We start from the raw sequence: 18,816 nt of genomic DNA on the forward strand, positions 1-18,816 counted from the left end.
CACCTCCTTCTTTCATCCCAGGGGGACGTAAGTATACTTATCAAATGCTTAAAGCAATTAATTTACGCATCGAACAAATGTCATTATAGCATACAAATTTCCAACTGTAAAACATTTTTTTAAAATAAATATATAAAGAAAAATAATTATGTTAAAATAGTAAAAATAGGAGGATTTGGTTGTGTTATATAAGGTTCAGACAGAAAATGGAACCATTACGGTTTTTAAAGAAGCGATTGCTGCTATTATCACTAGAGTAATGGAACAATTTGATGGGAAGGTATTGATTGCTAACCAAAAAGGAAAATTTTCTAATTTAATGGCCAAAATCGGAGGAAAAGAGGATGGCGGCACCATTGAAATTACAAATGGAAAAAAAGGATTGGACATTCGTATTTATGTATTAATTCGATTCGGAAGCAGCATAAATAAAACAACGGAACTTATTATTGATCAAATTAAAACAGAAGTGGAGAAGGGAACGGACATTCCTGTAAACAGTGTTTCTGTAGTCATTACAGGAGTTGTTTCAAAGCAAGTTGCAAGACGCAATATTGAAATAAAAAAAGAAACGCGAGGCTTTTAATGGAATTACAAAGTGAAATCAAAAGTTTAAAGGGAATTGGTCCCAAAAAATACGCAGCTCTGCAAAAATTAAATGTTCATTATGTGGAAGATTTGCTGCTTTTTTATCCCAGAGATTATGAAGATCGAAGAAATATAAAAAGTATAAACACATTACAAGAAGGGGAAAATGCTGTTATCCGAGGGAAAATCCAATTAATCATTAAAGGTAGAAGAACTTATGGAAAAAAACAAACATTGCGTGTTTTAGTAGAAGATGCAAGCGGAACGATTGAAATTGTTTTTTTTCAAATGATTTATTTGGAAAAAACATTGCTTCGTAATCAAGAATATATTTTTTTTGGTAAGGTTACAGTTCAAAACGGACGATTGCAAATGATTCAGCCGGATTTTCACATTTTTGAAGGGAAAGCGGAAAATCAAATTCTGCCAATTTATCCTCTCACTTTAGGTTTGACACAGAAAGAATTAAGAAAATGGCAAATGATTATAAAGCCCTTAATCTCTAAACTGGAAGACCCTTTTTCTGAAGATATCTTAAATAGAAATCGACTTTGCAGTCTCACTTATGCAATAACCAATATTCATTTTCCGCAAACACCTCAAAAATTAAAGGAAGCAAAATTTCGTCTTGTTTTTGAAGAATTATTATTGCTGCAAACTGGTCTTATGCTTACTAAAAATCGTTTAACGAAATTACAGGATGGCATTTCATTTTCTAAAGAGGTTAATATTGCTGATTTTACAAAATCATTTCCTTACTCGTTAACGAAAGCACAGATGAGAGTGATTTCAGAAATCAATGACGATATGGAGTCCCAAAAAGTTATGAATCGATTGGTGCAGGGAGATGTTGGATCAGGTAAAACCGCTGTTGCTGCTGCTGCTATATTTAAGGCCGTAAAAAGCGGATTTCAAGCGGCAATGATGGCTCCAACAGAGCTTTTGGCAAAACAGCACTATGAGAGCTTAAAAGAACAATTTGAGCCATTTGACATAAAGGTCGGATTCTTATCCGGAAGCCTTACGACAAAACAGAAAAAGCAAGTTCTTTTAGATTTGGAAAATGGCATGATTCATTTACTTGTTGGCACACATGCTTTAATACAAAAAAAGGTCAATTTTTATAATCTGGGGCTGGTTGTTACGGATGAGCAGCACCGATTTGGTGTTAATCAAAGAACTTTGTTAACAGAAAAAGGATTGCACCCAGATGTTTTAGTTATGACCGCGACTCCAATTCCTCGTACTTTAGCGATTATTTTATATGGTGATTTGGACTGCTCTGTGATTGACGAAATGCCACCGGGAAGAAAACCGATTGTGACAAAAGCATTGTCACTTTCGCAACGAGATCAAGCGTATGCTTTTTTAATTTCTGAGATAAAAAAAGGACGACAGGCGTATGTTGTAGCACCGCTTATTGAAGAATCAGAATCATTGGAATGTCGATCTGCAGTATATGCATTTGAAGAGTTCCAAAAAAATTATCCTCAGTTTCGTGTAGGATTGATTCATGGTGAAATGAAGCAAGCGGAAAAAGATGAAGTGATGCAGTATTTTTATGAAAATAAGATTGATGTTTTATTTGCAACTGTGGTAATTGAGGTTGGGATAAATGTACCCAATGCTACGGTTATGCTTATTGAAAATGCGGAACGATTTGGACTTGCACAGCTTCATCAATTGCGTGGCAGAGTAGGACGAGGGGGTGAACAATCTTTTTGTTTGCTGATTTCTGATCAAAAAAGTCTACTGGCAAAAGAGCGCGCAAAAATTATGGCACATAGCAATGATGGATTTTATATTGCGGAAGAAGATTTAAAATTACGTGGCCCAGGTGAATTTTTTGGCATGCGTCAGCATGGAATTCCGGAACTAAAACTCGCCGATTTGGGGAAACATATAAAAATATTAAAAGAAGTAAAAAAAGAATCCATGTTAATATTAGAAGAAGATCCATTTTTAAGAAATTCTGAAAATAAAATATTGCGAAATAAAATAGAAAAAATGTTTGAAAACGTTGAAAAAATAAGCATTTGAAGTGCATGCCAAAACTAGCCAGTACAAGAAATTATTACATTACATAGTTTCATCTTCTGAGGATAACATAATAACGTAACAGGAGGTGATTACAAATGACATTACAGAGTAAAATGAACGTCAATGCAAAACCAGCATTAGACAGCATGAAAACTGAAGTAGCTAACGAATTAGGTCTTGCTAACTACAATACTATGGATAAGGGAAATTTAACTGCAAGACAGAATGGCTATGTAGGCGGCTATATGACTAAGAAGTTAGTTGAAATGGCTGAACAACAGATGGCAGGAAAATAAGGAAATTTTTTTTCAAAAAAATAAATATCCAGCAGCTGAACTGCTGGATATTTATTTGCTTTTTTTTGAAGATATGCTAAAATAATAAAAAGAAGGGAGCGATTTTTTGCGCATTATTTCAGGTAAATTAAAAGGTCGTCGATTATATACGCCGTTGAATCGGCAAATTCGACCGACTTCAGATAAAGTAAAAGAAGCAATATTCAGTATGATTGCTGATTATATCGGAGAAGGAATTGTTGCAGCGGATGTTTTTTCCGGTACCGGGAATTTAGGTTTAGAGGCAATTAGCCGAGGAGCAGAGCTTGTTTATTTCGGCGATCGGTCAAGAGAGAGTCTTGCATTGACACGTCAAAACATTTCTTATTGTAAAGTAGAGGGACAAACGGTAGTAGTATCCGGAGATTACAAACAGGTACTTAACCGCATCAATGATAAAGTCGATGTGTTCTTTCTAGATCCACCTTATCATGATGGGATTCTTACGGATTGCATTCAAACGATTTTTGAATTGGATTTATTAGCACCGGAAGGGATTATTGTTGCAGAACACGATTCAAAAGAGAAACTGCCCGATCCATTAGCGGGTTATAGCATTTTAAAGCAAAGGGAATATGGAAACATCGCAATTACAATCTATGTCGCACAGGAGGATATTTAAATGAAGCGAGTTTTGTATACCGGCTCCTTTGATCCCATTACAAATGGGCATTTGGATCTCATTAACCGTGCGTCTAAATTATGTGATGAGTTAGTGGTTGGTGTAATTGAAAATAAATCAAAGATTCCTTTTTTTACAATTGAAGAGAGAACGGGAATGATTGAAAAGGCTACAAAGCATTTAAAGAATGTAAAAGTGGATAGCTTTTGCGGCTTATTGGCCGATTACGTAAATGCGCATAATATTTCTGCCGTGGTAAGGGGACTTCGTGCGACTATGGATTTTGAGTATGAAATTCAAATGGCACAGATGAATGCCCGGCTTTTTAAAAAGGATGTTGAAACTATTTTTTTAATGACGAGTCCGGATTATTCGTTTATTAGTTCGAGTATGATAAAAGAAGTATTTTCGTTAAAGGGGAACATTAAAGGTTTGGTTCCGGATGTAATTTTAGAATGTATGGAAAGCAAGTTGGCAGAAAAAACGGGAGGGATTGAAAAATGAAGGTATTAGAATTACTGGAAGAGATCGAAGAGATTGTAGATACAAGTTCTGGATTTCCGTTGACGGGCAAAATATTAGTGGATGCTGAAGAGATATTAGAAATCGTAAAAGAAATTCGCATTGAACTTCCCGATGAAATTCAACAGGCTCAATGGATTAAAGACGAACGTCAGCGCATTTTAGATGAGGCAAAAGGGGAAGCAGAAACTATATTGAAGGATGCTAAACTGCAAGCAGAGGCTCTAATAGAAAATGATGATATTACAATGAAGGCGAAGGTACGTGCCGATGAAATTATGTCAGTAGCAAATGCAAATGCCATTAATTTAAAAATGAGTACGTTTGATTATATTGATAGTATTTTATATAATTTTCAGGATAAAATGGAGCAGATGAATGCGATTTATTTTACTGACATGTTTAATAGTTTGCAGAACACATTTGATCAGATCAATGGAACCATTTCTTCTAACCGAAATGAAATCAAAGATATGATTTACCGTGCACAAATGGAAAATGAAGAATCTTAAAAATACATAGCATATTTCTCGTATCAAAAGAATAGTTTTTGGTATGAAAAGATATGAGCATTTAAAAAAAATGAAAATGAATTACATAGCAGCCGGCATCTTTTCAGGTGTCGGCTGTATTGTTATGGTGCTGTTTCCTGAAATTGCATTGGAATCTGCAAGCAGGGGTATTTCACTATGGGCAACTTCGGTACTTCCTGCATTGCTTCCATTCTTTATTTGTGCAGGATTTATGGTATCTCTTGGTGTGCCGAAAATTATTGGACGGTATTTTGAACCTTTGTTTCGTACTGTCTTTCGTGTTCCGGGAAATGCAGCCTTTGTATTTCTAGTTAGCATAACTTCCGGATATCCAATGGGACCGAAAATAATTTCAGACTTATATCGGGAAAAGCAAATCACTAAACTGGACGCAAAACGTATGCTGTCATTTTGCAGTACCTCAGGGCCTCTCTTTTTACTTGGAACGGTAGGAGTATCAATGTTACATTCCGCAGCACTCGGTGTATCGATTGCCATCTCTCACTATGCGGGTGCTATATTAAATGGTATTGTATTTTGTCATATTCCAACTGCGAAGTATGAGAATTCCGGACTTCGTTCAAATAGAATTTCTCAAAATAATTTAGATGAAATTGGCTGCATCAATTTGCTGGTTTGTTTTACGGAAGCAATTTTATCAGCATTGCGTACCTTGGGAATTATTTGTGGATATTTGGTTTTATTCTGTTTATTAACAGATTTTATGCAATTTTGCGGTTTACTTCAATTGTTTCCAAGTCAAATAGGAAAAAGTTTATTTCGAGGTTTTTTTGAGATGACAGTTGGTTGTAATAGCATTGCATTAGCTGAAGGTGTTTCCGCTGTTTCAAAATGTGCTGTTGCCTCATTTCTGATTTCTTTTGGGGGATTATCCATTATGGCACAGTCGATGAGTTTATTATCTGGAGTTGGAATTACACCTTGGACATATTTAGGAATGAAGCTTTCACATGGGATTCTTTCTGCTTTCATTGCACTATTGATTACACCGCATTGTCTCAAAAGTGCAGTTGTTACGGGTGCTTTTGGAGTCTCTTTATCCGATGCTAATTTTAGCATTGCCTATGGTTTGTTATTTTCAACAAAAATGGTTATAATGATGGTACTATTAATTCTTATATTCATTGGACTAAATGAATGGATCATAAAAAAGGAGAAATCCCATGAGAGTTCTAGGAATCATAGCAGAATATAATCCTTTTCATAATGGGCATCAATATCATTTAAAGAAATCTTTGGAGTTTACCGGCGCAGACTTTTGTGTTTGTGTCATGAGTGGTAACTTTATGCAAAGAGGCGAATTGGCTGATTGGGATAAATGGCAGAGAGCAAAAATGGCGGTTGACAATGGGGTGGACTTGGTATTAGAATTGCCCTTTGCGTTTGCGTGCAATAATGCGGAAGAATTTGCGTATGGTGGTGTACATTTATTAAATGGATTAGGTTGTGTTACAGACTTTTCTTTTGGCAGTGAAAGCGGAGATTTGGAAGCCTTAAAAAAAATTGCTGAATTTCTAATTAAAGAGCCAATGGAGTATCGAAATAAATTAAATGAATTGTTAAAAACAGGCCTTTCTTTTCCATCGGCAAGAAGTGAGGCTTTGCGTGTGTGTGGGATTGATTTGGAAGCGAATTTGCTTCAAAGCTCTAATAATATATTGGCTGTAGAATACTTAAAGCAGTGGATTCTTGTGGGACAGGCCATGAAGCCTTGGACGATAAAAAGAGAAGATAAAGGGTATCATAGTTTAAATTTAGAAGGAAATTTTGCGAGTGCAACGGCGATTCGGAAACAGTGGGATCACAATCAAAGAATCGATGAGATAACTGATTTTTTACCTTTGAAAACGATAGAGGTAATAGAGAAAAGTGTAATAAATACATCTCAAAAAAGAAAGCAATTGGATAAAATACTTCTTTATCAACTTCATTCAATGGATGCGACCGAATTGAGTGAGATTTATTCGGTAACAGAGGGCTTGGAGAATCGCATCAAGCAAGCAGTACTAGTTTCAGAAAATATAGAAGACCTGATTAATCATATTAAAAGCAAACGATATACGGAGACCAGAATCAAAAGAATGCTGCTTCATAGTCTATTGCGTTTCCAAAGAAGTGATTATGAAAGAATAAAAAAGGAAGAAATTTTATACGGGCGAGTCCTTGGTTTTAGTAAAAAAGGGATTGAATTATTGCATTTATTAAAGAAAACGAACATAGCGCAATACCCAATCTATACAAATTTAAAAAAACAAGAATTAATGAAAAGCAGTCAAAATTTATTGTTTCAATATGATATTTTAGCTTCTGACTTATATAATTTGCTTTTTTATGATAATATTTATAGAAAATCGGACTTTGTCGTGTCTCCATATTATAAGAAATGAGCCAATTTATGTAATTCTATGAAATAATACTGGATTTTTTATGAAAAATGGTCTATAATTTATAGGAACAAATTGTTTTGAAAAAATCCTCAGCTTAAATGCCACATCGAAAGATGGGGCGTTCTGTTTTTGTAGAGGATTGAGAATAATTTAACAATACAAAGGAGAGTATAATAAAATGAAGGTATTAGTCATTAATTGCGGCAGCTCATCTTTAAAATACCAGGTTTTAGAGATGGATAACGAAGCGTTGCTATGCAAAGGTTTAGTAGAAAGAATCGGTATCGAAGGATCTGTATTGAAGCATGAGAAGGAAGGCTTGGATAAATTTATTCTTCAGACTCCGATGAGAGATCATAAGGATGCTATTGAGCATGTGTTAAATACAGTTGTTGATCCGGTACAGGGTGTTGCAAAATCAATGGATGAAATTGGTGCTGTTGGACATCGTGTTGTACATGCCGGAGAAAAATATGCTTCGTCTGTTTTAATCACAGAAAGCGTTATGGATGCATTGCAAGAATGTACCGATTTAGCGCCTTTGCACAATCCACCTAATATTTTAGGTATTCGTGCTTGCCAGGAATTAATGCCAAGCACACCAATGGTAGGTGTATTTGATACGGCATTCCACCAGACTATGCCTCCAGAATCTTATATCTATGCAATTCCATATGATTATTATACAAAGTATAAAGTAAGAAGATATGGATTCCACGGAACCAGCCATAAGTATGTTGCTAACAGAGCAGCTGAAATGTTGGGACAACCAATTGAAGATTTGAAGATTATTACTTGCCATTTAGGAAATGGTGCAAGTGTGTCTGCAATTAAACGCGGCGTATGCGTTGACACTAGTATGGGATTTACTCCATTGGAAGGATTGGTAATGGGTACCAGATCCGGAGACATTGACCCAGCCATCGTTACGTACATTCGTCAAAAAGAAAACCTTCCTCAGGGCGAAATGAATAATATCTTAAATAAAAAATCCGGTGTTCTTGGTATTTCCGGAATCAGTAGTGATTTTAGAGACATTGAAATGGCTGCGGAAGAGGGTCATGAAAGAGCACAGCTGGCACAGAGAGTGTTCGCTCACAAAGTGCGTTTCTATATCGGTGCTTACATGGCAGAAATGAATGGTGTAGATGCCATTGTATTTACAGCTGGTGTTGGTGAAAATGATATGGGTATGCGTGACATCATCTGCCAGGATTTAAGCAATTTAGGAATTCGTCTTGACTTAATCAAGAATAAAGTAAGAGGAAAAGAAACCGTAATCAGTTCCGATGATTCCAGAGTAAAAATTCTATTAATTCCAACAAACGAGGAATTGATGATTGCAAGAGATACGGTGGAATTGACAAATGACATAATAAAATAGTTTCTTTTGGAAAACAAGGTAAATAACTATTGACAAGTAATGAGCTTGACTATATAATTTAATAGTTAGTTTTAAGAGAAAATTAGCGAAGAGTTAAGCAATAAAGCGGAAATTTAATCAGCAAAGGAGGTGTCAAGAATGGCAGTACCTAAGAGAAAAACATCGAAAGCAAGAAGAGATAAGAGAAGATCTCCGAACATGAAAATGTCTGCACCGGCATTATCTGTATGCCCACAGTGCCATGAGCCTAAGCTTCCTCATAGAGTTTGTCCGAATTGCAATTACTATGACGGTAAGGAAGTTGTTGCTACGGAAGCATAGAGGATATGGGTATGATTAATGATGGCTTCATCATTTTTGTTGTGGCCGTAGTACTTATCATCTTGGCATCGATACAATTTACGCTGAACAAGATATTAAGAGTATTAGAAGAAATCAAAGCACAAAAAAGACAATAAAATAATCGTCGGCTGATTCAGCCGACGATTATTTTTTATTTCGTTTTAATCATTTAATAACAACATTTTTATTTAACCAACTTTATGTCTTATGAATAAATCTATGAACAAGGATAGGGAGGAATAACTCCATAGTTTAACATTTCCTTTTCAATTTTCTTCAAAGATTCTTCTGTTGGTTCACACATAGGTAAACGATATTCCTTTTCTATTTTTCCCATAAGGTGAAGTGCTGCTTTTACCGGTATTGGATTGACTTCTATAAACATTGCATCAATTAGTGATTTCATTTCAAGCTGCATTTTACAAGCTTCTTTTACATTGCCATTCAAGTAATTTTCAACCATTAAGTGCATATCTTTTGGAATAATATTGGCAACCGTTGAAATAACTCCGATTCCTCCCATAGAAAGAAGTGCAACGGTCATATCGTCATTGCCGGAATATAAGGCAAATTGATTAGAAGCATATTTTGCAATTTCTACTACTTGCGACATATCGCCGCTTGCTTCTTTAATACCGGCGATGTTTGGATGACGGCATAATACAGAAACAGCAAAAGGACTGATATTTACACCAGTTCTCCCGGGAACAGAATATAGAATCATAGGAATCTTTATCTGATCTGCAATGGCAGCATAGTGCTTTATCAGTCCTTTTTGTGTACATTTATTATAATAAGGTGTGACCATTAATAGACCATCTGCACCGGCTTCTTGGAGTGCCAGGCTCATTTTAATTGCATGAGCGGTATCATTGCTTCCAGCGCCTGCAATAACAGGCACACGGCCGGCTACCTTATTGATTGTATATCTGACGGTTTCTATATGTTCTTCATCGTTTAGTGTAGAGGCTTCTCCGGTTGTACCACATGAAATAATTGCATCGATATCGTGAGAAATTTGCCATTCAATGAGTTCTCCAAGCCTTGGAAAATCAACTTTTCCATTTGAAAACGGTGTTACAAGTGCAACACCGGCACCTGAGAACAATGCCATATAGACATCCCTTCTTTCCGAACTTTATTTTACTAATAATTCGGCAATTTGAACAGCATTCGTTGCTGCGCCCTTTCTGATATTATCTGCTACAACCCAAAGGTTGATTCCGTTTTCTACGCTGAAATCTCTACGGATTCTTCCGATAAATACTTCATCTTTACCAGCAGCATCTCTTGCAAGTGGGTATTGGCTTTGTTCAATGTCATCAACTACAACAACGCCAGGAGCAGCTGCTAATATTTTTTTCACTTCCTCAATCTCAAATGGCTTTTCAAATTCTAAATTGATGGATTCACTGTGGCTTGCAAAGACAGGAACACGAACGGTCGTTGCGGTTACCTTCATGTCTTTGTTTCCTAGTATTTTGTGTGTTTCATTGATCATTTTCATTTCTTCTTTTGTATAACCATTATCAAGGAACACATCGATTTGAGGCAAGCAATTTCCTGCAATTGGGTGAGGGTATGCTTGCATTACATCATTTCCCTGTAAACCTTCTTTTAAATCATTGATTCCTTTTAATCCGGATCCGGATACAGCTTGATATGTTGAGTAGATGACTCTCTTTAATTTAAATTTGTCATCAAGCGGTTTTAAAGCTACCATTGCTTGAATTGTAGAACAGTTTGGATTTGCAATGATGCCTTTGTTCCAAGAAATATCCTCCGGATTTACCTCAGGTACAACAAGTGGCACTTCTTTATCCATTCTCCATGCACTGCTGTTATCTACAACGGTTACACCATGGGAAGCTGCAATTGGAGCATATTTTTCACTTGCAGTTCCGCCTGCGGAAAACAATGCAATATCAATTGGTTTATCAAAGGAATGCTCATTTAATTCTTCCACAACGTATTCTTTGCCTCGGAAGGTTATTGTTTTTCCTGCAGATTTGGCAGAAGCCATAAGATAAAGGTTCTCGAATGGGAAATCTCTCTCTTCAAGGACCTTTAAGAAAGTACTGCCTACTAGCCCTGTAGCGCCTACAACTGCAACATTTGGTTTTTTGTTCATAATCGTTTTCCTCCTATCATGTATATTCAATATGATTTGAATTGTTAATATAATTATATTTTTCCATTATATCTTATTTCAATGGGAATGTTAATGACTTTTTTTAAGCACAATAGTTATTTTTTGTTAAAAGAAAGAATGTTTTATGATATAATATAAAGTTAGTAATGTAATTACGATAAAACAGGTAAATTGTCTTAATAATTACTAAATAAGAGTGATTTTCGACAAAAAACCGTTTATTATAATTTTGGTTGTATTCGGATTCAAACTTCGAAAATAATCAAAAAGATAGAGAGGAATATTCATGACCGAACAAAAGAAAAAACGGGGGAGACCACCTGGTACTAAAAATAAAAAAAGAGGGAAAAGCAAAGAAGAAATTGAAAAGCTAGCAGCAAAGAAACGATTGCGAGATGAAATATGGTCCATCCTTTTTATGGCGATTGGCATATTTCTTGTTGTTTCATTACAAACAGAGGCAGCTGGACAATTTGGACATGCCATTAAGGTTTTTCTCATGGGTTTTTTAGGAAGTGTTGCGTATATATTGCCGTATTATTTAATTTTGTACGCGCTTTTGCTTTTTACAAAAAATACAGCGCATATTGGAAAACGATCTACGACATGTGTTGCCTTAATATTATTATTGTTAACCATATTAAACGCTTCCTTGCATTTGAGTACGGATGCTTCTGAAGTTTTTGGTCTTAAATTTTTAAAGACTGTATTTGATACCGGAACGGAAAGTGGGGGTGTCTTTGGTATGACACTTGGCTTCTTCCTAATTACTTTAATTGGTAAAACCGGTTTGTATATTTTTTCGGTGGTTGGCATTGCAATTTGTATTTTGTTGGTTTTAGACACACCTGTTTCCCATTATTTAGATGAGTTAAAAATAAAACGTCAAGCAATGATAAAGCAGCGTGAAGAGGAAAAGGAAGCAGAAGAAGAGGTGCTGCAAGAGGAAGAAGCAAAAACAGTTGCAAAAATGGATACGGTTCATGCTTTTGCAGAGAAAGGCTTGGATGTATCGAAAAGCAAGAAAGATCTCACTTCGGATTCCATTTCCGTTAAAACTATGGATGATTTACGTGACATCCCTGTTCGTGATCCGGAGGTAAAACCTACATCTGATGTTCCGGCTCGTATGTCAGTGGGTCAAATGAAGATTATTGATTATATGAAGGATGATGACCTTTTCGAAAAAGGAGAATCATCTTTATTTGAGAACGGAATTGAAGAGCCGCGCTTACAGGAACAGGGAAAGGGATTAACTGAATTTGGCGAACCAGCTTCTGAATCGAGCGAACTGGTGACACCATCTAAAATGCCAAGCGAAATTATGGAAGGACCTGCGAAAGGGAATTATGTTCCTCCATTTAAAGAAAAAGAAGTTGAGGAGATTCCTGTTGCTAGTCCATCCTCTTCACCTTCAAAATCGGTTGTCTATAAAGAACCTCCTATTGATTTACTAAATAAGGTGTCTTCGGATAAAAATATTGGTGAAAAAGTCGCATTACAAGCGAAAGCAGTAAAATTAGAAGAAACTTTACATAATTTCGGAGTCAACGCAAAAGTATCACAGGTTACAAAAGGACCGGCAGTCACTCGTTATGAAATACAGCCAAATACTGGAGTAAAGGTAAGTAGTATCGTACGTTTGGCAGATGATATTGCTTTAAATTTGGAAGCAAAGAGCATTCGTATGGAAGCACCGATTCCGGGGAAGGCGGCTGTTGGTATTGAGGTGGAAAATGACCGTGTGAATATGGTTTCGATTCGAGAGATTATTGAATCGGGTGAATTTAAAAAAGCAAAATCCAAAATAACCTTTGCAGTTGGAAAGGACATTGCCGGAAAAGCCATCGTAGCAGATTTAAAAGGTATGCCTCATATGTTGATTGCAGGATCGACGGGTTCCGGAAAGAGTGTTTGCATCAATAGTTTAATTGTAAGTATTTTATACAAAGCGAAACCGGAAGAGGTAAAATTTGTACTGATTGATCCAAAGGTGGTAGAACTGAGCAATTATAATGGGATTCCTCATTTATTAATTCCGGTAGTAACCGAGCCGAGTAAAGCAGCTGCTGCATTGAATTGGGCGGTAGCCGAAATGACAGACCGTTATAAGAAATTTGCGGAAGAAGGTGTGCGAGATCTGGAGTCCTTTAATAAGAGTGTAAAAGAAAAAAAGGAAGAAGATCGTGTTTTACCGCAAATTGTCATTATTATTGATGAATTGGCTGATTTGATGATGGCAGCACCATCTCAGGTGGAAGAAGCTATATGCCGCTTGGCACAAATGGCTCGAGCAGCCGGCATGCATTTGATTGTAGCAACGCAGAGACCATCCGTAGACATTATTACTGGAGTCATCAAAGCAAATATTCCATCTCGTATTGCTTTTGCAGTTTCTTCTCAGTTTGATTCCAGAACGATTTTGGATATGAGCGGAGCAGAGAAACTGGTGGGAAAAGGAGATATGTTATTTAGTCCAATTGGTATGTCGAAACCGACTCGTGTACAAGGATGTTTTATTTCAGATAGTGAAGTACATAATGTTATTGAGTTTTTAAAACAAAACGGAGAAGAGCCACAATATGCTTCAGATGTATTGCATAGCATTGAACGAGTCAAGTCGGATGCGCGTGAGGAGGATGTGGATGAACTCTTGTCCGATGCCATTGAAACGGTTGTACGTGCAGAGCAGGCTTCCGTTTCGATGCTGCAGCGTCGCTTCCGTATTGGATATAACCGAGCAGCAAGATTGGTTGATATGATGGAATCAAGAGGCATTATTGGTCCTGCAGATGGAAGCAGACCTCGTAAAGTTTTAATGACTTTAGATGAATTAATGGGTTTAAATGAAAAAAAGGAAGAAGAGAAAGGAACAGCTGATTGAAAATATTTATTGAAACGCTTGGATGCGAAAAAAATACGGCGGATTCAGAGAGTGCTGCAGGAATTTTGGAACGCGCGGGCCATGAGATTGTATCATCGCCGATGCAGGCAGAAGCCATTATGGTTAATACGTGCGGTTTTATAAATGATGCAAAGGAGGAGTCCATTGATCGTATTTTTGACATGGCAGAATATAAGAAAAACGGAGGTATCTTAATTGTTTCCGGATGTTTAAGTCAACGATACGGAGAAAAATTGTATGAACAAATGCCGGAAGTGGACATTTTCTTAGGAGTCAATGATTATCAAAACTTGCCTCAAATTCTGGAACAGCATAAAAATGGAAAAAGGGCAAAGCATATAAATACGTACGAGAAGGCCTATATGGAACTGGGAAAGCGGAAGCGAACCAATCCATCATACAGCGCTTACTTAAAAATCGCAGAGGGCTGTGATAATGTGTGTGCTTATTGTATTATTCCTGCCATTCGAGGTAGATACCGAAGCCGAAAAAAAGAAGATATTTTAGCGGAAGCAAGAGAACTATCTGAAAATGGATGTAAAGAATTGATTTTGATTGCGCAAGATGTTACGGCATATGGAAAAGATCTTTATGGAGAGTATTGCTTGCCGGAATTGGTCAATGCGCTTTGTGAGATTGAGCAGCTGCATTGGATAAGACTCATGTATTGTTATGAAGATCGTATCACGGATGAATTGATTGCAACTATGGCAAATCAAAAAAAGGTATGTCATTATATTGACATTCCGATACAGCATGGAAGTGATGTCATCCTAAAAAGTATGAATCGTCATTCTACCAGAGCTTCGATTACCAATACGATTCATCGCTTGCGTGAGGCAATTCCAGATATTCATATTCGTACGACAATGATTACGGGGTTTCCGGGAGAGAGAAAAGCAGAATTTGATGAATTGGTTGATTTTGTAAACGAAATGCGGTTTGAACGATTAGGAGTATTCTCCTATTCTAAGGAAGAGGGGACTGCAGCGGCCTCTATGAAAGGTCAGGTTCGGGAAGAAACAAAATTAAAAAGAAAAGATCTGATTATGTCTATGCAGCGTGAGATTTCCTTGGAATGCAATCGACAACATATTGGTCAAATTCTTGAAGTGCTAGTAGTGGATCGAGAAGAAGATGGTACTTATATCGGAAGGAGCGCTTATGATGCACCGGAAATCGATAATGAGGTAATCTTTACTGCTCAAGGCGAGTATGAACCTGGTACTTTTTTACAAGTGAAAATTACAGATGCTTTTGATTATGACTTAATTGGAGAAGCGGAGGAAGAAAAATGAATCTACCCAATAAATTGACGATGTTAAGAATGCTATTAATTCCTGTATTTATTATTACTTTAATGACAGGCTATTCCTTTATTGCCTGCGGCATTTTTGTTCTGGCCTCTTTAACCGATGCTTTGGATGGACACATCGCAAGAAAATACAACTTGGTTACTAATTTTGGTAAGATCATGGATCCCTTAGCAGATAAGCTTTTGGTGGTTTCTGCACTATCTTGCTTGGTTGAATTGGGACAGGTTGCAAGCTGGATGCTTATTGTAATTTTAGCCAGAGAATTTGCAATTACGAGTTTACGTGCCGTGGCAGCAGGAGATGGCATTGTTATTGCTGCAGCGAATTCCGGAAAACTAAAAACAATTTTACAAATGTTAGCTATTATTTTATTGCTGTTGCAAAATTATCCATTTTCTTTGTTTACATCTGTTCGTGTGGATGTCATTGTATTATGGGCAGCGGTGTTTATGACCATTTATTCGGGTATTGAATATATTGTAAAGAACAAAAATATTTTTTCTGCATAAAATTAGAAAAATTGCTTGAAACCAATCGTTTCAAGCAATCATTTTTTGTCCGAATAGGAAATTGTTTATTTTCATTCGGTAAATTGCAAAAGGAAATGGAGAAGAACATGAAAGCAGCGATTTTAAGTGTAGGAACAGAACTCCTTTTTGGGGAAATATTAAATACGAATACAAAGTATTTATCACAGCAGCTAAATGAGTTGGGAATTGATGTAATGTATCATTATACGGTAGGCGACAATCCAAAACGCCTAGCAGAAACAATTAACGATGCATTAAATAAATGTGATTTGATTTTGACGACTGGAGGTTTAGGTCCGACTCAGGATGATATGACGAAGGAAATCGTAACGGAGATGCTGCATGATGAATTAATTCTTAATGAATCAATATTAAAGGCACTGGAAGAACAATTTAAGAGACGTAACTGGAAGATGACGGATAATAATCGAAAGCAAGCGTACTTCCCATCAAGAGCGGTTATTTTTGAGAATAATTGTGGTACTGCACCGGGTTTTGCTTTAGAGGAAGGTATAAAAACGATTGTTTGTATGCCGGGACCTCCTAGAGAAATGCAACCTATGTTTGTCAATCAGGTAAGACCGTTCTTAGATAAAAACCGAGATGGATTTCTTGCATTTCAAATGCTTCGATTATTTGGAATCGGTGAGTCGTCGCTGGAAACGGTTCTTTTGGATTTGATTGACGAACAAACTGATCCAACTTTGGCAACGTATGCAAAGCAGGGTGAAGTCACTCTTCGAATTGCTTCAAAAAGGAAGTCGAAGGAAGAAGCGGAGAATGCTGTAAAAGAAATGGCTGAAAGAGTAAAAGAAAAAGTTGGACAGTATATCTATAGCATGGATGGAGAAGAACTATATGAAGTGGTTGGAAAAACACTTTTGCAAAAACACATCACTCTTTCTTGTGCAGAATCTTGTACCGGAGGATTATTTGCTGAAACAATAACTAAAATACCGGGAATCTCTGAAGTATTTGACCGTGGGATTGTTACCTATAGTAATCGTGCTAAGATGGATGAATTGGACGTTTCGGAGAGTACATTGAATACTTTTGGTGCAGTCAGTGAACAGACGGCAGTTGAAATGGCAGAGGGACTGCAAAAGGTTACAGGATCGGAGCTTTGTATATCCGTTACGGGCATTGCAGGGCCTGGAGGTGCTGTCGAGGGCAAACCAGTAGGACTTATTTATATTTGTGTTCGCTATGGTGAAAAAACAGTTTGCAAGGAGCTGCGCACTGGAAATCAGGATCGCCTTTGGAATCGGAATTATACACTTTTACATATGCTATTTCTTATATTTAAAATTCTTAATGAGAATAATTGACAGAATAAATATAATATGGTATATTTTGGAATGTATAAGTGTCGGCGTAAAATCCATTAAAATCACTTGACCTTTTTTCAATCATGAATTATATTATAAATAAGAACGTTTGTTCTTGTTTGTAAAAAGATACAATTGAAAAATTGTTGAGTGTAAGTATAGTAAAAATATTAAAGGTAATCAGAAGTGGAATGGAGGATATTGTGGCAGTTAATAAGGATGAGAAAGAAAAGGCATTAGAAGCAGCGATGCTGCAAATACAAAAGCAATTTGGAAAAGGTGCCATTATGAAGCTTGGAGATGATTCCATGAGGCTGAATGTCGGTGCTATTTCCACAGGATCGGTTAGTTTGGATATTGCTACAGGAATTGGTGGAGTTCCAAAGGGTAGAATTACCGAAGTTTTTGGTCCGGAATCATCCGGAAAGACAACCTTGACATTACATATTATTGCCGAGGCGCAAAAAGCAGGAGGAAAAGCAGCCTTTATCGATGCGGAACATGCTTTGGACCCGGAATATGCAGGCAATTTAGGAGTAGATATTGATGATCTTTTGGTATCACAGCCGGATACCGGTGAACAGGCATTGGAAATTTGTGAAATGCTTGTACGCAGTGGTGCGATTGATATAGTAGTTGTCGATTCGGTTGCGGCTCTTGTTCCCAAGGCAGAAATTCAAGGCGATATGGGTGACAGCCATGTAGGCTTGCAGGCTCGATTGATGTCACAGGCTCTTCGTAAACTTACAGGCGCAATTAATAAATCCAACACCTCTGTTATCTTTATTAATCAGCTGCGTGAAAAAGTAGGAGTTATGTTCGGTAATCCAGAAGTCACAACCGGTGGGCGTGCACTGAAATTCTATTCTTCTATGCGTCTGGATGTTAGGAGAATAGAGAGTATAAAATCAGGTGATCAAATTTTAGGAAACCGTACCCGTGTAAAAATTGTAAAAAATAAAGTGGCACCTCCATTCAAGCAAGCTGAATTTGATATAATGTATGGTCAGGGAATTTCAAGACAAGGAGATTTACTGGATTGTGCAGTTGAAGCTAAAATTGTAGACAAAGCAGGTGCTTGGTACAGCTTTGATGGTAATCGCATTGGACAAGGAAGAGAAAATGTAAAAAATTACTTAGCAGAACATACTGAAATTATGGATGAACTGGAACGACGTTTAAAAGAAAGCTTGAAAAAACCAGATGCAGACTCTGAAGATTTGGTTGTTGACGAAGATGGCGTTGTGTTAGAGTAATGATTTCTGACATTTTTATCGAAAAAGTCTCTCTTTTTAATAAAATCAATTGACAGTACATGCCTTGTATGATATTATAATTGACTGTAAGCCGCTCAGAATAGGTTTCAGTAAAAGCGTAAGCTTACCTAGGATGGCGAGACTGGATAGAGGAGGTAAAAAAGAATGTATGCAGTAATTGAAACAGGTGGCAAACAGTACAGAGTACAACCTGGCGATGTAATCTCCGTTGAAAAATTAAACGTAGAAGCAGGTGCTAAGGTTGATTTTGATCGTATTTTGCTTGCAAGTGATGGAACCGCTCTTGAAATCGGAACTCCGGTTGTAGAAGCAGCAAAAGTTTCCGGAACCGTAGTTGAAAATGGTAAAGGTAAAAAGGTTATCATCTTTAAGTACAAATCCAAGAAGGATTTCAGAAAGAAGCAGGGTCACAGACAGCCTTACACAATGATTAAGATTGATGAGGTTTCTGTTAACGGTAAATCCGAAAAAGCAGCAGCGCAAGTTGAAGAAACAGCAAAAGCTGTAGAAGAAAAACCGGCAAAGACTTCTTTG

At 36.9% G+C, this 18,816-nt stretch carries 17 protein-coding genes, 1 pseudogene and 1 other annotated feature; of the genes and pseudogenes, 16 read left to right on the forward strand and 2 right to left on the reverse strand.

Features of this window, described 5'->3' with window-relative positions; translation table 11 throughout:
• Nucleotides 1–181 precede the first annotated feature (181 nt).
• From I2490_RS07805 to rpmF, 10 genes are all read left to right on the forward strand, one after another.
• Nucleotides 182–586: an Asp23/Gls24 family envelope stress response protein gene (locus tag I2490_RS07805; RefSeq protein WP_206459165.1), complete on the forward strand. Its 405-nt coding sequence runs from the start codon at nucleotides 182–184 to the stop codon at nucleotides 584–586.
• A complete protein-coding gene (gene recG, locus I2490_RS07810) occupies nucleotides 586–2,628 on the forward strand; it encodes an ATP-dependent DNA helicase RecG (protein WP_206459166.1) in 2,043 nt (680 codons plus the stop codon). Before I2490_RS07805 ends, recG begins: the two co-directional genes overlap by 1 nt.
• Nucleotides 2,629–2,723: 95 nt before the next feature.
• Nucleotides 2,724–2,924, forward strand: a complete 201-nt coding sequence (locus tag I2490_RS07815; RefSeq protein WP_206459167.1) for an alpha/beta-type small acid-soluble spore protein — start codon at nucleotides 2,724–2,726, stop codon at nucleotides 2,922–2,924.
• Between the two features lie 106 nt (nucleotides 2,925–3,030).
• Nucleotides 3,031–3,585: a 16S rRNA (guanine(966)-N(2))-methyltransferase RsmD gene (rsmD, locus tag I2490_RS07820; RefSeq protein ID WP_206459168.1), complete on the forward strand. Its 555-nt coding sequence runs from the start codon at nucleotides 3,031–3,033 to the stop codon at nucleotides 3,583–3,585.
• Nucleotides 3,586–4,089, forward strand: coding sequence for a pantetheine-phosphate adenylyltransferase (coaD, locus tag I2490_RS07825; RefSeq protein ID WP_206459169.1), 504 nt, complete (start codon nucleotides 3,586–3,588; stop codon nucleotides 4,087–4,089). It begins immediately after the preceding gene.
• The gene (locus tag I2490_RS07830) at nucleotides 4,086–4,619 is read left to right on the forward strand and encodes an ATPase (RefSeq protein WP_206459170.1); all 534 of its coding nucleotides are present in this window, start codon (nucleotides 4,086–4,088) and stop codon (nucleotides 4,617–4,619) included. Before coaD ends, I2490_RS07830 begins: the two co-directional genes overlap by 4 nt.
• A gap of 43 nt (nucleotides 4,620–4,662) precedes the next feature.
• On the forward strand, nucleotides 4,663–5,856 hold the full coding sequence (locus tag I2490_RS07835; protein ID WP_206459171.1) for a nucleoside recognition domain-containing protein: 1,194 nt from the start codon (nucleotides 4,663–4,665) through the stop codon (nucleotides 5,854–5,856).
• Nucleotides 5,825–7,048, forward strand: coding sequence for a nucleotidyltransferase (locus I2490_RS07840; RefSeq protein WP_206459172.1), 1,224 nt, complete (start codon nucleotides 5,825–5,827; stop codon nucleotides 7,046–7,048). Before I2490_RS07835 ends, I2490_RS07840 begins: the two co-directional genes overlap by 32 nt.
• Nucleotides 7,049–7,226: 178 nt before the next feature.
• Complete coding sequence (locus tag I2490_RS07845; RefSeq protein WP_206459173.1) at nucleotides 7,227–8,432, forward strand: acetate/propionate family kinase; 1,206 nt, start codon at nucleotides 7,227–7,229, stop codon at nucleotides 8,430–8,432.
• A gap of 138 nt (nucleotides 8,433–8,570) precedes the next feature.
• A complete protein-coding gene (gene rpmF / locus I2490_RS07850) occupies nucleotides 8,571–8,753 on the forward strand; it encodes a 50S ribosomal protein L32 (protein ID WP_206459174.1) in 183 nt (60 codons plus the stop codon).
• Between the two features lie 238 nt (nucleotides 8,754–8,991).
• Here the strand turns inward: rpmF and dapA are convergent, their stop codons facing one another.
• Both dapA and I2490_RS07860 read right to left on the reverse strand, forming a co-directional pair.
• Nucleotides 8,992–9,888: a 4-hydroxy-tetrahydrodipicolinate synthase gene (gene dapA / locus I2490_RS07855; RefSeq protein ID WP_206459175.1), complete on the reverse strand. Its 897-nt coding sequence runs from the start codon at nucleotides 9,886–9,888 to the stop codon at nucleotides 8,992–8,994.
• Between the two features lie 24 nt (nucleotides 9,889–9,912).
• On the reverse strand, nucleotides 9,913–10,905 hold the full coding sequence (locus I2490_RS07860) for an aspartate-semialdehyde dehydrogenase (protein ID WP_206459176.1): 993 nt from the start codon (nucleotides 10,903–10,905) through the stop codon (nucleotides 9,913–9,915).
• A gap of 307 nt (nucleotides 10,906–11,212) precedes the next feature.
• On the opposite strand from I2490_RS07860, the gene I2490_RS07865 reads away from it, so the two are divergent.
• From I2490_RS07865 to rplU, 6 genes and pseudogenes are all read left to right on the forward strand, one after another.
• A complete protein-coding gene (locus tag I2490_RS07865) occupies nucleotides 11,213–13,810 on the forward strand; it encodes an FtsK/SpoIIIE family DNA translocase (protein ID WP_245157111.1) in 2,598 nt (865 codons plus the stop codon).
• Nucleotides 13,807–15,129 carry a 30S ribosomal protein S12 methylthiotransferase RimO gene (gene rimO, locus I2490_RS07870; RefSeq protein WP_206459177.1) on the forward strand — a complete coding sequence of 441 codons (1,323 nt, stop codon included), beginning with the start codon at nucleotides 13,807–13,809 and terminating at the stop codon, nucleotides 15,127–15,129. The genes I2490_RS07865 and rimO overlap by 4 nt, the downstream gene beginning before the upstream one ends.
• A complete protein-coding gene (gene pgsA, locus I2490_RS07875) occupies nucleotides 15,126–15,656 on the forward strand; it encodes a CDP-diacylglycerol--glycerol-3-phosphate 3-phosphatidyltransferase (RefSeq protein WP_206459178.1) in 531 nt (176 codons plus the stop codon). The genes rimO and pgsA overlap by 4 nt, the downstream gene beginning before the upstream one ends.
• Nucleotides 15,657–15,763: 107 nt before the next feature.
• Nucleotides 15,764–17,005 carry a competence/damage-inducible protein A gene (locus I2490_RS07880; RefSeq protein ID WP_206459179.1) on the forward strand — a complete coding sequence of 414 codons (1,242 nt, stop codon included), beginning with the start codon at nucleotides 15,764–15,766 and terminating at the stop codon, nucleotides 17,003–17,005.
• A 191-nt stretch (nucleotides 17,006–17,196) separates the two neighbouring features.
• Nucleotides 17,197–18,261 (forward strand): recombinase RecA, encoded by a 1,065-nt coding sequence (gene recA / locus I2490_RS07885; protein ID WP_206459692.1) that lies wholly within the window; start codon nucleotides 17,197–17,199, stop codon nucleotides 18,259–18,261.
• A gap of 78 nt (nucleotides 18,262–18,339) precedes the next feature.
• Nucleotides 18,340–18,415: a sequence feature (ribosomal protein L21 leader region), on the forward strand.
• An 11-nt stretch (nucleotides 18,416–18,426) separates the two neighbouring features.
• Nucleotides 18,427–18,732, forward strand: a pseudogene (rplU, locus tag I2490_RS16995) (50S ribosomal protein L21); the annotation flags it as partial.
• Nucleotides 18,733–18,816: the final 84 nt, after the last annotated feature.

The organism is Anaerovorax sp. IOR16, assembly GCF_017168145.1.
Taxonomy (GTDB): Bacteria; Bacillota; Clostridia; order Peptostreptococcales; family Anaerovoracaceae; genus IOR16.